Origin of the sequence: Nonlabens xylanidelens (assembly GCF_002934445.1) — a bacterium.
Taxonomy (GTDB): domain Bacteria; phylum Bacteroidota; class Bacteroidia; order Flavobacteriales; family Flavobacteriaceae; genus Nonlabens; species Nonlabens xylanidelens.
In genome coordinates this window covers 44,185-57,912 of the sequence record NZ_PTJE01000009.1, presented here as the reverse complement: position 1 = coordinate 57,912, position 13,728 = coordinate 44,185, and the positions used below count along the sequence as shown (strand labels likewise).

Sequence of the window (13,728 nt, the reverse complement as noted above, 5' to 3'; positions counted from 1 at the left end):
TTTTAAGGATAGTTTACGTTTATCTGATAATATTAAGAATCTTATAATAAATCACTGAGTATTTATGTAGCAATAAAAGAACTGTATTATGTTCTAATTTATTTTTTTAATAGAGTAGAAGTACAATGTTATAGTTTGAGATTCTATAAAATAAAAAAAGGTCTTAGTAAAAACTAAGACCTTTTAGGGTGGAAGACGGGATTCGAACCCGCGACTTCCGGCACCACAAACCAGCGCTCTAACCAACTGAGCTACAACCACCATATCAATGTGAGTTTTTTAAAGTGGAACTCTAGAATTCAACCACTCGCGTTTAGCGGATGCAAATTTAATATAATTCTTAATACTGTGAACGAATTTCTTGTTTTTTTTTGAAATTTATTTCAAATCAAAAATACTATTCACTGCAGGATATCTTTCAGATGTAAAGCCTTCTGCATATTCAGTACCTATAAGCCTACCGAAATTTGCGCTGCGATACATTATAGAATCTAAAAAGTTCTTTGAGTTGATAGGTGTTTTAGGTCCACTATCATTGGGATTAAAAAATTGTGTTCCATAAGCTTGAACTGATGCCATTTTTTGATCCATGAATCCAGATATGTCAACTACAAAATCAGGCTCTATATCTAACCACTGAATATAATGATAGACATGCTTAGGTCTCCAGTGTTCTTGTGCTATACCATCTAATGTAGTTTCTATTCTTTTTAATCCGGATAGAAAACAGCTGACACTAGTTAATTCAGAACCTTTAGCATGATCAGGATGCCTGTCTTTAACAGCGTTACAGAGTATGATTTCTGGACGGTACTTTCTAATTATTTTGATAATCTCTAATTGGTGTGCTTCATCATTTGTAAAGAAACCATCTTTGAAGGCTAGATTTTCTCTAACTGATAGTTTAAGGGTTTTTGCAGCAGCAGCAGCTTCTTGATCTCTTATTTCAGCGCTACCTCTTGAGCCTAATTCACCTCTTGTTAGGTCTAGTACTCCTGTTTTTTTTCCTAAAGACTGTTCTTTAAGTAGTACACCAGAACAGCTTAATTCTATATCATCTGGATGTGCGCCTATGGCAAGTATGTCTAATTTCATATTATTTTTTTTTACGACTCTTTTCCATGGCTCCTTCTAAATCTTCAATAAGAATATCTACCTCTTCAATACCTACAGAAAACCTAAGTAATTTATCTGAAATGCCTTGTTCTGACCTTTCTTGTGGAGTTAATAAACTGTGAGATGTTGTGCTAGGGGCTAGAATTGTACTTTCTACACCTGCAAGGCTAAGTGCTGGGAATATAATGTTGAGATTTTCTAAAAACTCAGTTTGATTTATATGGTTTTTCAACTCAAAAGACATCATACCACCAAATGCTCTCATTTGCTTTTTGGCCAGTTGATATTGTGGATGAGATTTTAAACCAGGATAATTAACCGTTTTAATATCTGGATGTTTTTCTAAGAACTTAGCAATTTTCTTAGCGTTTTTGGATTGTTTTTTAACTCTCAAAGCAAGAGTTTTTATGCTGCGTTCTAAAAGCCACACAGTTTGATCGCTTAAACTACCGCCATAATTTTTTGCAGTATTCCATATTCTATCCATGTTTACCTGACTGCAACTAACGGTACCGGCGCAAATATCGCTGTGACCGCCTAAATATTTAGTAGCACTATGTATGATTATATCGATTCCAAAATCTGCAGGATTCTGGTTAATAGGTGAGGCAAAAGTATTATCTATAACACTTGTTAAGGAGTTCGCTTTCGCGAAAGCGGAAACCAAATCCATGTCTGTAACTTCTAACAAAGGATTACTAGGTGTCTCCATATAGATCATTTTTGTGTTAGGCTGCTTGCTAGCATCTAAACTCTGTTGATCTACATGTTCTATCATGGTGTACTCTATGCCGAGATTTTTAAATTCGGCTGATATGAAATGTGCAGTACCACCATAAATAGCACGTTGAATAATTACGTGATCACCTGTTTTAAGAAACGCTAAGAAAACGGCACTGATAGCTGCCATACCGCTACCGAATATCATACCAGCTTCAGTATTTTCTAGAGCGGCCATTTTTTTACCTAATGCGATCTGATTAGGCGTATTGAAATATCGTGGGTATAAATTTGTTCCCTCGCCGCGGTAATCATAAGCAGTTGAGGTGTATATAGGAGCAGTTGCACCACCGTAAACGTCATCTTTAAGCTGACCTGCGTGAACACAGAGGTAGTTATAGTTGTGTTTTTCTTTCATGTTGCCGAAATTAATAAGATAGTTCTTGCTAAATGTAAATTAAAAGTGAAATATATAATTGTCTAACTAGTAAATAATAATAGTATTTTTTTAATGAGTTAATTATCTTCACATCTTTATAAGAAATTAAAAATGAGTTATGCTGAAGAATTAAATGTTGTACCAATTTCTGATTCTACACCTGAATATCATTTTGGAAGAATCATGCCAGTTAATATGTGGGTGGAGTTTCAAAAATCTGATCATTCTATTTGGAGAGGTAGTTTCGAATGTGGCGAATCTGAAGTTAGGTCGATTTTAGAACAAGATGAAGGTAAAGTTGTAATAATTGCTGGAGGAATAGGTTATGTAATTGATAATGATTCTAACTCTCTGAAATCAAAAATTAATCTGGATAACGTTATTTTTATTTCTAAGATAAATAATCAGGAATGTTTGTTAGTTGATTGGTCAGCTTTTTACATTTTAAATATGAATTATGAACTGATTGAAATAAAAAATTTAAATTCCATCTATGGTGTGTCTGCAGTATTTGAAGATGATCAGAAAATAGTGGGAGCATTTGAATCATCGATTTATCAAGGTGAAACAAGATATTTTGAATTCGATAAAATAAAAAAATATATCGAAATCAAAAAAACTGCAAAGAATGATAATTCCATTTGGAAAAAAATTAAATCAAAATTTAATTTTTAATAAGTTAATTTTTTAAATATGAGTATACTATTTACCAATATAAAAGAACTATTACAAGTAAGGGAACATACCAATGAACCTTTACGAGGGAAAGAGATGGATGATTTACCGTCTATTAAAAATGCTTATTTATGGCTAGAAGATGGTTTAATTAAGGATTATGGGAGCATGGACGACTTTTTACCACATCCTGCAGAAGAGGTTTATGATTGTACGGATAAAATCATCACACCTGGATATGTCGATAGTCATACCCATTTAGTTTTTGCAGCTACACGCGAGCGAGAATTTGAGGATAGAATCCATGGTCTTACTTATGAAGAAATAGCTGCTCGTGGTGGAGGGATTTTAAATAGTGCTGCATCGTTAGAGAAAATGACGGAAGATGAGCTTTATGAACAAGCACGCCTGAGGCTGGATAATGTAGTGGCGCAAGGAACAACTGCTATAGAGATTAAAAGTGGTTATGGCTTAAGTGTAGAAAGCGAATTAAAAATTTTAAGAGTTATATCACGATTGAAAAAAAGTGGTACTAGTAATAATTGTATCATACCTATTAAAGCTACATTCTTGGGAGCACACGCTTTTCCGGTCAAGTACAAAGAAAATCGTGAAGGATATATTAAGTTGATAATTGAAGAAATGCTGCCTAAAATAGCTGAGGAGCAACTGGCAGATTATGTAGATGTGTTTTGTGAAAAGAATTATTTTACTGTAGATGAAATGTTGCGTATTATAGAAGCAGGTAGTGCTTATGGTCTTAAATCTAAGGTACATGTGAATCAGTTCACATCATTAGGTGCTATAGATGCAGCTGTTAAAGCAGGTGCGGTAAGTGTAGACCATCTAGAAGTAATGGGAAATGAAGACTTTACTGCGTTATCTGGGGCAAAGACTATTGCCACAGCTTTACCTAGTTGTTCATTTTTCTTAGGGTTAGATTATGCTCCAGTGAATGAAATGATTGATCAAAATGTAGCTGTTTCTCTTGCGAGTGATTATAACCCTGGTAGTACACCATCAGGTAATTTGAACTTTGTTTTTTCTCTTGCTTGTATTAAAATGAGAATGACACCACAACGTGCTTTTAATGCGCTGACTGTAAATGCAGCACATGCGCTAGAAGTTCATGATGAGTTGGGTAGTATAACGATAGGCAAAAGAGCTAATTTAATGGTATTTAAAAATATAGATGGTATTGCTGCTCTACCTTATAACTTTGGTCAGGTGATTATTGATCAGGTTGTTGTTGATGGTGAATTTATTTAAAGTCTATGAAGTCGCATTTTGAGTTATTTACCAGAGAAAATTTAGATCAATATGTTTCTAAGCGATTTGACCTTAATGAAGAAGGTGTTTCTGAATTAGAAGATACTTCTAGAACTTATGCCCAAGAAATAGAAATCAGTGATGATTTAGAAAATCTAGCTGATTTAAAAGCTACTTATATTATAATAGGAATACCTGAAGATATAGGAGTGCGAGCAAATTTAGGTAGAGCAGGAGCGAGTGAGGCATGGTCTTCTTTTTTAAATTCCTTTCTAGGTTTACAGAATACATCTTTAAATGCTGTGAATAGATTTTGCGTTTTAGGAAATGTAATTACCGAAGATCTTATGTCACGAGCTGCTGGTCTAGATTCTTCCCTACATGATAATAGGATACAATTAAGTCACCTTGTACAGGTGCTGGATCAACGTGTGAGTGAAATTGCATTAAAAATTATAGAAGCTGGTAAAATACCAGTGGTGATAGGTGGAGGACATAATAATTGTTATCCCTTATTGAGAGCATTTGGTTATACAAGACCTATAGACTGTATCAATATAGATGCACATACAGATTTGAGAGCAGCAAAAGGAAGGCATAGTGGTAACGGTTTTAGTCACGCGATTCAAGAAGGATATTTGAAATCTTATTTTATGATAGGGATTCAAGAGAATTATTTGAGCCAGCCCATGATTGATCTAATTAGTAAGAATGATGTTATCGATTACAGTAAGTTTAATCATCAATATGTGGATGTGAATGCAGAAGTAAAAATGGCGTTACAGCATATAGATTCTGATTATTTTGCTCTAGAAGTAGACATGGATGCCGTTGCAAATTTTCCATCTAGTGCACAATCACCTGTGGGGTATTCTTTTCAGGAAATGAGAAATTTGATTAATGAAATAATTAAACAATCAAATCGATTACCTAGATACATTCATATTTGTGAGGCTGCGCCTAAGTATGGTTACCCAAATCAGGTAGGTAAAGCACTTGCTACTCTAGTTAATGATCTTCCATAATATGATGCAATCTACTACGCTTATTGAAGAATGGCAGTTTATGTTTTTACCGGTTTTTTTAATTGTTTTCTGGTTGCTTTATGTTTTAAGGAATCTGTCGTCTTTTAGAAAAGAGTTTCAAAAGATGGAGAGGAGAGATAGATCTTCAGAATTAGGTGTGTTGCTGCTCGAGGATTTAAAGAAGAAATATATATGGCGTTCTATAATAGCGCTTATAGTCGGCATACTTTTATATATAGCTGTTTACTTTATACTAAAACAATAGATAAGAAGCGCAATTTTTTGAATTGCGCTTCTTGAATAAGTTAGATCTACTTAGTTGTGTAGGATTCTTTTAAAAACTCTTCGTCAGTCAGTGTATTCATGAAATTAATAAGATCTGTTTTTTCCTGATCTGTTAAGTTCAATGGGTCTGTCGCGAGCGTCTGGTATTCTTGATCTGTAATGCCTATTCCATAACCGCCACCTAGATCGTAAAATTCAATAACCTCTTCTAGAGTGTTGTATGCTCCATTATGCATATATGGTCCAGTAATAGCTACATTTCTAAGGCTAGGTGTTTTAAAGAAGTGTTTTCTATTCTCTGTTTTATAGACATTAAATCTTCCTAGATCTTTATCAATAACAGCATTTTCGGTCACAGATTTTGTAGGTACACCTAAGTGTTCTAATTCGGTTTCCATAAAATCTGGTGGAACGGTACCGTTAAATACAGGGGCAAAATGACAGGTAGCACATTTTGCTTTACCATTAAAGAGGTTAAAACCATTAATTTCTGAATAGGTAAGCGTATTGACCTCATTTCTGATATTGCGATCCCATTTTGAATTCCAATAATTAAGGCTGCGCACATAATTTGCGATAGCTGTTCTTACCGTATTTTGATCGATAGTAGTGTTGTAAGCGGTTTTAAAGGCTGTTATGTATTCTGCATCTTCATTAATATGCTCTGTAAAGCGTTTTAAATCTGAATGAAATTCTTGTGTATTATTAATAACAGATACTATTTGTCCTTCTAGACTACCGGCTCTTTTATCATAGAAAAAATCTTGTTGATAAGAGCTGTAGGTGAGGCTAGGACTATTGCGAGTAAGACCTTTGGGTATGGCTAGTCCGTCAGTAAAAGCGATATCACTTTTATGGCAAGTGGCACAGCTTATTTCTTTAGAAGTAGATAATTGATTATCATTAAAAAGACGTTTTCCTAAAGCTATTTTATCCTCTGTTAATGGTGTTACTTTATGCCCTGCAAAATAATCTATAGAGAGAGCTTCTTTAGAGAATAAGCTAGTGGCGTTATTATCTATGGCCATTTGTAAAGGGAATTGCACCTGCCAGTCTTTTGCGGTTTTGTTCCATAATACCAACATGGGATCTATGTGTAGTTTTATGAATTCATACCTATTAAATTCCTCAAAGTTACTAGCTTCTAGGAATTCTTTTGAATCTTGGAATTTTTGCTTCCAGGTTCTTTTTAATTGGTCGTTTTTAAAGTTATGATCATAAAGGTTTAATATTTGTTCCGCTTTCGCGAAAGCGGTAACAGCATCCATCAAACTGTTTTCTAAAACAGGTGAGTCAAAACCGGTTACCCCAGTAGTCGCGGTGCGTATAAACTGTTTACGTATCAACCATAAAACGTGGTAAGGTTTAAAAAATTTTATGTCGGTATTTCTTATTAGAACCTGTAATCTAGACTGTAATTTAGCAGCTGTATTATGAATAGATGCAACGTCTGGAGCATCGCTAAAGATGTTTTCTTCTAGTGTCTGAAAGCTACTAGGGTTGCTGATTTTTATATCAGTAAGATCTTCTTCTTCTACTTTAACAATATTAGGAGCGTTTAAAAAATTATAATTATTTAAATCTTGAAAAGATAGAATAGGTTCCATCTTTTTGAACTCTACACGTGCTTTTTTAAAATAGAATTTTAAGCTGTCTGTATGAGTCGTTGATTTAAGAGAATCTATATAGCTGTTGCACGTGGTAAGGTCATTGATAAATAGTTCTTGCAGTTGTAAAGAGGGCTGCAGCTCTACTTGTGTAACGTATTGAGGTGACTCTTGTTTACAAGATATCATTAATAAGAGAAGACCTGCGGTAAAGCAGGTCTTCTTTATTACATTTAAGTAAAATAGTGTCATCTTATCTATCTAATCCAGTTAGAACATATAACATACTACCTTCTTTTCTACTGCTAGCAACGTTAGTTACCGCATTAGGGTCAGAAAAAGAACTACCGTCTGCAGGCTCCCAACCGTGATTTTGGGTAACTACCATAAAAGTACCGTCTATTCCTACCTGTTCAGATACGTCTATCATTCCAGTTATTTCCCATACACTTGTTTCACTACCTATTCCTGCTGCAGTTGCACTAACCTGGTCACATTCTAAGACTACTTTAAGTTCACCAGTGTTTAAATTATATTGATATAATCTAGCGTAGTGATTTCTTACAGCATCATCAAAATAACCATTAGGATCTTCTTGAATATAAGCATAGTTCTCTGTCACAAGAATGTTATCTGGACTATGGAAACCCCATGCAGCGCCACCTATTTTATCACCATCTAGAACGCAAGTAATTTTTGCAGGTCCAGTAGGATCAGTTTCATTTAATTCTACCTTATATACACGACCGTATAAAGACCCTTTACCTACTAGAGCGTCTTGTTTACGTCCAGTTACTGCAAAGTAAATCTCTCTTTGATTACCGTCATCGCCACGTCTCCAGTCTATGTCTTCTAGTCTAGAAAAGCCCATAACGCCTTTAGTTTTTGCCTCAGCATCTAGTAGGTCTATGTTTTTTTCTGTTAATTCAACAAAAGAAGCGTCATAAGACTGTCCTTCTACCATATCCATCTCAAAGTTGATGCCTGCAGTATCTACTTTTAAACCATAAACACTACCATTGTATAAATCACCACGATCACCTACATACATACCTAACTGTCCAGATGGTGTGTTGTTATCTGAGTGGTCATCACCTATAAATACTACAGTTTTATCATCATAAGCATCTTTACCTATTGCTACTGCGTTTTCTGTACTCCACTGTCCCATTGCGGTAAGCATTTCTGGAAACATTCTGGAAGAAGTGTGTTTAGTGATTTCAGTTGCAAAAACACCTTTTGATGCGCCACCCCATTCTCCACCAGAAAGGTAAAGAGGACCGAAACCATGCTCATCTACTGTAATTAAAGAACCAGAGCATTGTGCTGTAGAACCTGTTGCTTCTTCATTTAATATATATTCTCCAGCAACTGGTTTAAATGTGTTATCTAATGTTATACGTGCTATAGAATAGTCAGCTTCTATATTGTTAATTAGAGTGTAGTCTTGCTGGTCTGCATTATAAATTAATCCTAGACCGTCTGCCATAGAACCGTAAACGAATTCTGGAGTTTCTGTTAGTTGATCTTCACTGGAAAGTATAGGGTAAACATTTACAGAAGAAAAATCTGAAGTAGTTTTTAAGAAATTAGGTGTAATTGAGTGTGCTCTTAATTCTACGTTTTCAGCTTGTGGATTGATAACTTGATTATCGTCATCATTACATGCTGTTAGTCCTATTATTCCTGCAGCAGCAAAAAGTAAAGATTTTGTTTTCATTTTATTAGTTGTTTTTTAGTTGGCCAAATTTATTTTTAACTGATTTAAAACATGAGAACTCAAGATGAAGCTTGTTTTACAAATTTGTTATCGATCGCCCTGTTTAAAGTTATAGAATGGTTATCTATTTTAATTTAAGGTTTATAGAATGTGTTTATCTTACTTAATCTTAAAGTGTTAGTTGTTGAATCAATCATTTTAGTTTTTTTTATGTAAAACCAATTGTACTGTTCTTAAATTTGATTTACTTAAAAAAAGAAACGATGAAAAAAGTATGGATCACATTAACAGCTGTTTCTATAATGGCAATCTCTTGTAAAGAAAACAAGGAAGAAACAATTATAGAAGACGCAACTTCTACGATGGAGCAAGTAGATATGAAGGATGCTGTTAAGACTAATGATGTAAAAGTGACACCTATATCACACGCTACATTTGTACTGGACTGGAATGGGCAAATTATTTATATAGACCCAATAGGTGGCGCTGCTGCCTTTGAAGGAATGCCTGCCGCAGACCTTGTTCTAGTAACAGATATTCATGGAGATCATCTCAATGCAGAAACTCTAGCGGCAGTAAGAACTGACGGTACAGAGCTAGTTGTGCCTAGCGCTGTAAATGAAAAGATTAAAGAAGATCAGGATGCATTTGTACTTAATAATGGTGATACTACTACGGTTAATGAATTAACTATAGAAGCGATACCTATGTATAACCTTACTGAAGGTCGATTAGATAAACATGTAAAAGGTAGAGGTAATGGATATGTGCTAGAGAAAAACGGATACCGTATCTATATATCTGGCGATACGGAAGATATTCCAGAAATGAGAGCTTTGAAAAATATAGACAAAGCTTTTGTATGTATGAATTTACCATACACTATGGACATAGATCAGGCGGCAAATGCTGTTTTAGAATTTCAGCCTAAAGAAGTAGTGCCATATCACTACCGCGGTACAGACGGTTTTCAAGATGTAGAAAAATTTAAACAAATGATTAATGATACCAACAGTGATATAGAGGTAACTCTTCTAGACTGGTATCCTGCAGCTACAGAATAGTTTAGGATTTTTAAGCTTTAAAATAAAAGGGAAATGCTCTAGTAGTGTTTCCCTTTTTTTTATGTCTTAATATGTGATATTGATGGTGTTGTTCTCGCTTTCGCGAAAGCGTGTATCTTAAAATTACATAGTCATAAACCATTAAACGGGAAAAATATAGCATCGTAAAGGCATAATATGTCAAATAGCAACCGGTATATGAAACTATGTTTGCAGTGTAATCTAGCGTTATAAGTAAGGTGGTAACTAACTGTTATACTCTTGTGATAATACTTGAAGTTTAAATGATAACTTAAAGAACGCTAATTATAACAAACAAGTCTAATTTTGATAAAAATTAAAAACATGAAAAACCAATTATATAGTTTCTTAATAATACTGCTCATAGCAAGTACGGGAACCGCACAGAATTTAAGTTCTTTTCACAGTAAACTAGATTCCTTTTTAGGGAAACATGTAAAAAGTGGTAGAGTAGATTATAGCGCTATACATGCTGATAGAAGTGAATTAGATCAATTAGTTTCTTTATCTCAGGAGATCAGAGTTAAGACATCTAGTGCGAGTGATTTTCAAGCATTCTGGATTAATGCTTATAATCTACATGTAATAAAAGGTCTGGTAGATAATTATCCTATTTCTTCGCCACTAGATAAGTCTGGTTTTTTTGATAAGACAAAGTACTCCATCGCTGGTGAGAACATTACTTTAAATGATATTGAGAATAAGATGCTGCGTGCAAAATTTAAGGATGCAAGATTTCATTTTGTATTAGTTTGTGGCGCTGTAGGTTGTCCACCTTTAATATCTAAGGCTTATTTGCCGGCTACACTAAATGCACAATTAGAGCAACAGACTAAGCTTGCAATTAATAACGATAAATTTATAAAGCCAGGTAAGAAAGTAGCAGTATCTCAAATATTTGAATGGTACAAGGCAGACTTTGAGCAAGATGGCAAAACTATAGATTTTATAAATAAGTATAGAAAAGAGCCTTTTGCCGCTAAAACAAAAATCACATATTACCCATATAACTGGAAAATCAATAAAAAATAAAACCATGAAAATTCAAACAACCAACTTATGGCTGCTTGCAGCATTTGTAATTTCTTTATGCGTAAATGTACAGGCACAAGAGAGTAGTGAAGAAGAAGGGTCTGTAATACAGACACTAACACCATCAAAGTTGATAGGTAAAGGACAATATGATATAAAGTGGTTCAATAACCTTTATACTCAGACAGAAAGTACCTTCAGTGATGGGAGAGAAGCAAGACAGACATTTTTTACTTCTACTCTAGAGGCATATACCGGAGTAGGTAATAATAAGAAATGGAATGTAGGTGTAATTCTAGAATTGCGTAGTAATGTAATAAGAGATAAATGGCCGTTAGAAACTTTACGTTTTCAGAATATAGAAGGTGAGCGAGCATCTGGTCTTACTGCATTTGCACCTTCTGTAAAATTCGTTCCTTTTGAATCTATAAATAATTTTTCTATTCAGAGTTCTGTGTTTATACCGCTCGTTAAAGATGAGGTAAAGGATGGTGTTTTTCTAGCTCAGAAAAGTTTCCGTATTCAGAATAGATTTTTCTACGATTACACTTTCCCAAGTAAAGACTGGCAAATATTTGCTGAGTTGAATTCTGAATTCAGCTTAGGTAAAGATGCAGAGTTTAATAGCGATGGTGTACAAGTAGATGGTAGTTTTGCAAATAACAGTTTAAACTTAACACCAGGTATATTCTTGAGTTATTTCCCGTCTTCTAAATTTACTATTCTCGCACTAGCACAACACTCGCAACGTATCGATTTAGGAAATAATTTTGAACAGGATTTTACGGCATTAGGTGGTGGTCTTAAATATCAATTAACTAAAGAGCTTAATGTAGAGACACTTTATACTAACTTTGTAAGAGGTAATAATACAGGACTAGGAGAGACTTTTAATTTAGGTTTGCGACTTGTACTTTAAAAATAGAAACATTGTTTCATAAAGAATTTAAGACATTTATCACTCTAGCGATGCTAGTGGTAAGTGTCTTTTCTTATAGTCAGACTATCCAAGAAATAGTAATACAGGATAATAAAAAGACTAAAACACCTTATATAAAATCTATCATTAATTTAAAGATAGGACAGCAACTAGATAGCACACTATTAGAAAATGATATTATAAGATTAAAACGTGAAGCTGGGATTGCACATGCTTATTATCAAGTGCATAAAGTAGATAGTGATTATAAAATAGTTTACGGTGTACAAGAGAATTTTACCATTATCCCATATTTTAATTTTTATACCACAGATGAAGATGAGGTAGCTTACCGATTAGGTGTTACCGAGTTCAATACATTTGGCAAAGGTGTAGCCGTAGGTATTTTTTATCAAAAAGACATCTTTGATTCTTATGGTCTTAATGTAAGAGCACCTTATTTAATTAATAAAAATTGGGGATTATCCTTTATGGCGCAATCGCTCACAACTGAAGAGCCTGTTTTTTTTAATAATCAGGTAGCGCAGTATAAATATAATAATGTCTCTTTTACCGCTGGTGTTTTACATCAGTTAAGTTTAAATCATCGTGCCGAAATAGCGTTGAGCACCTTTACTGAGAAATACAATTATTTAAGTGGCGCCACATCTACTACGGTCCCACAAAACTTAGAGGTAAGTAAATTTTTAGCTAAGTTAATTTATGAATACAATGGTGTAAATAGTTACTACCAGTATCATGAAGGATTTAAGAGTCTCTTTAATTTACAATATGTAGATAGTTCTGATAGTGCGTTGCCTAGTTTTACTATATGGCGAAATGATTTTACCTATTTTCATAGAATAGGAGAGCGTGGTAACTGGGCAAATCGTTTAAGAGTAGGTTTTTCTACTAATGACGATTCTCCTTTTGCGCCATTTGCGGTAGATAATAATTTGAATATACGCGGTGTCGGTAATACCATCGATAGAGGTACGGCGGCAATTGTTTTAAATACAGAATACCGTCATTCTTTTATAGATAAGGACTGGTTTGTACTGCAAGGAAATGCCTTTGTAGATGCTGGGACGTGGAGAAATCCAGGAGGAGAATTAACCGATTTTGGTGAGTCTCAAAACATAAGAGTATATCCAGGTATAGGTTTGCGTTTTATTCATAAACGTATCTTCAATACTATTTTTAGAATAGATTACGGTGCAGGAGTCACGCCTGACGCTACGCAGGGTTTTGTCTTTGGGATAGGGCAGTATTTTTAATAGGATAATGATGTTTATTCTGCTTTCGCGAAAGCGAGATCCACAAAATCATATTACCCAAAAAAGACTTCGTACATAAAACGACCAGGTACGAATGTAAAGCCGCCTGCTATGATTAATGCACCTATGTAAAGAAAAATCATTTTTAATTTATGCTTTTTAACCTGTCCTTTTCTAATTGCGATGTAGGCAGTAGGAACCGACCATAGAGTAAGAAGGCTGAATAAGTGAATGTAACCAAAGTGGTTTAAGAATTGCGGTCCTACCATGGCAGGCATAAAAAGAGAAACTATAGCGGTTACCATCATAGAGATCATGTAATACTTACCTAAATTTCTGTGCCAGATAGTCCCTTTACTGAATAGTAGAAGGTAGGCACCTATAAATACACATGGGATTACCGTGATTAAATGTATGTACATTAAAGTGTAATATAACGTGGTGTAGTGGTTTTCCATGTTGGTAGATTTTTTATCAAATATAAATGTATGGAGTAGCTTTGATATTTAATAATTACCTGACTTGTATAAATAGATTACTGAATTGTCATATCGAGAGA

At 34.3% G+C, this 13,728-nt stretch carries 13 protein-coding genes and 1 tRNA gene; 8 read left to right on the top strand and 6 right to left on the bottom strand.

Going from position 1 to position 13,728, the window contains the following annotated elements; translation table 11 throughout:
* Positions 1-186 precede the first annotated feature (186 nt).
* The 3 genes from LY01_RS14075 to LY01_RS14065 form a co-directional block, all read right to left on the bottom strand.
* Positions 187-262: transfer RNA gene (locus LY01_RS14075), tRNA-His, on the bottom strand.
* 116 nt (positions 263-378) lie between these two features.
* The gene (bshB1, locus tag LY01_RS14070) at positions 379-1,095 is read right to left on the bottom strand and encodes a bacillithiol biosynthesis deacetylase BshB1 (protein ID WP_104516655.1); all 717 of its coding nucleotides are present in this window, start codon (positions 1,093-1,095) and stop codon (positions 379-381) included.
* 1 nt (position 1,096) lies between these two features.
* Complete coding sequence (locus LY01_RS14065) at positions 1,097-2,254, bottom strand: trans-sulfuration enzyme family protein (RefSeq protein ID WP_104516654.1); 1,158 nt, start codon at positions 2,252-2,254, stop codon at positions 1,097-1,099.
* A 132-nt stretch (positions 2,255-2,386) separates the two neighbouring features.
* Between LY01_RS14065 and LY01_RS14060 the strand changes: the two genes are divergently transcribed.
* The 4 genes from LY01_RS14060 to LY01_RS14045 are packed head-to-tail and all read left to right on the top strand — an operon-like array spanning position 2,387 to position 5,509.
* A complete protein-coding gene (locus LY01_RS14060; RefSeq protein WP_104516653.1) occupies positions 2,387-2,950 on the top strand; it encodes a hypothetical protein in 564 nt (187 codons plus the stop codon).
* An 18-nt stretch (positions 2,951-2,968) separates the two neighbouring features.
* Positions 2,969-4,219: an imidazolonepropionase gene (hutI, locus tag LY01_RS14055; protein WP_104516652.1), complete on the top strand. Its 1,251-nt coding sequence runs from the start codon at positions 2,969-2,971 to the stop codon at positions 4,217-4,219.
* 5 nt (positions 4,220-4,224) lie between these two features.
* Positions 4,225-5,244, top strand: coding sequence for a formimidoylglutamase (locus LY01_RS14050; RefSeq protein WP_104516651.1), 1,020 nt, complete (start codon positions 4,225-4,227; stop codon positions 5,242-5,244).
* Position 5,245: 1 nt separating this feature from the next.
* Positions 5,246-5,509, top strand: coding sequence for a hypothetical protein (locus tag LY01_RS14045; RefSeq protein ID WP_104516650.1), 264 nt, complete (start codon positions 5,246-5,248; stop codon positions 5,507-5,509).
* Positions 5,510-5,555: 46 nt separating this feature from the next.
* Here the strand turns inward: LY01_RS14045 and LY01_RS14040 are convergent, their stop codons facing one another.
* Entirely contained in the window at positions 5,556-7,388 is a 1,833-nt protein-coding gene (locus LY01_RS14040; protein WP_104516649.1) for a cytochrome-c peroxidase, read from the bottom strand.
* Position 7,389: 1 nt separating this feature from the next.
* The gene (locus LY01_RS14035) at positions 7,390-8,856 is read right to left on the bottom strand and encodes a PhoX family protein (protein ID WP_104516648.1); all 1,467 of its coding nucleotides are present in this window, start codon (positions 8,854-8,856) and stop codon (positions 7,390-7,392) included.
* A gap of 263 nt (positions 8,857-9,119) precedes the next feature.
* On the opposite strand from LY01_RS14035, the gene LY01_RS14030 reads away from it, so the two are divergent.
* The 4 genes from LY01_RS14030 to LY01_RS14015 all read left to right on the top strand — a co-directional run bounded on the left by LY01_RS14030 (position 9,120) and on the right by LY01_RS14015 (position 13,169).
* On the top strand, positions 9,120-9,920 hold the full coding sequence (locus LY01_RS14030) for an MBL fold metallo-hydrolase (RefSeq protein ID WP_104516647.1): 801 nt from the start codon (positions 9,120-9,122) through the stop codon (positions 9,918-9,920).
* Positions 9,921-10,265: 345 nt separating this feature from the next.
* Positions 10,266-10,973 carry a DUF547 domain-containing protein gene (locus LY01_RS14025; RefSeq protein ID WP_104516646.1) on the top strand — a complete coding sequence of 236 codons (708 nt, stop codon included), beginning with the start codon at positions 10,266-10,268 and terminating at the stop codon, positions 10,971-10,973.
* Between the two features lie 4 nt (positions 10,974-10,977).
* Positions 10,978-11,892, top strand: a complete 915-nt coding sequence (locus LY01_RS14020; protein WP_104516712.1) for a transporter — start codon at positions 10,978-10,980, stop codon at positions 11,890-11,892.
* An 11-nt stretch (positions 11,893-11,903) separates the two neighbouring features.
* Positions 11,904-13,169, top strand: coding sequence for a BamA/TamA family outer membrane protein (locus LY01_RS14015; protein WP_245890751.1), 1,266 nt, complete (start codon positions 11,904-11,906; stop codon positions 13,167-13,169).
* A gap of 53 nt (positions 13,170-13,222) precedes the next feature.
* On the opposite strand, the gene LY01_RS14010 is transcribed toward LY01_RS14015, so the two are convergent.
* Complete coding sequence (locus LY01_RS14010; RefSeq protein ID WP_104516644.1) at positions 13,223-13,627, bottom strand: DUF2306 domain-containing protein; 405 nt, start codon at positions 13,625-13,627, stop codon at positions 13,223-13,225.
* Positions 13,628-13,728 lie beyond the last annotated feature (101 nt).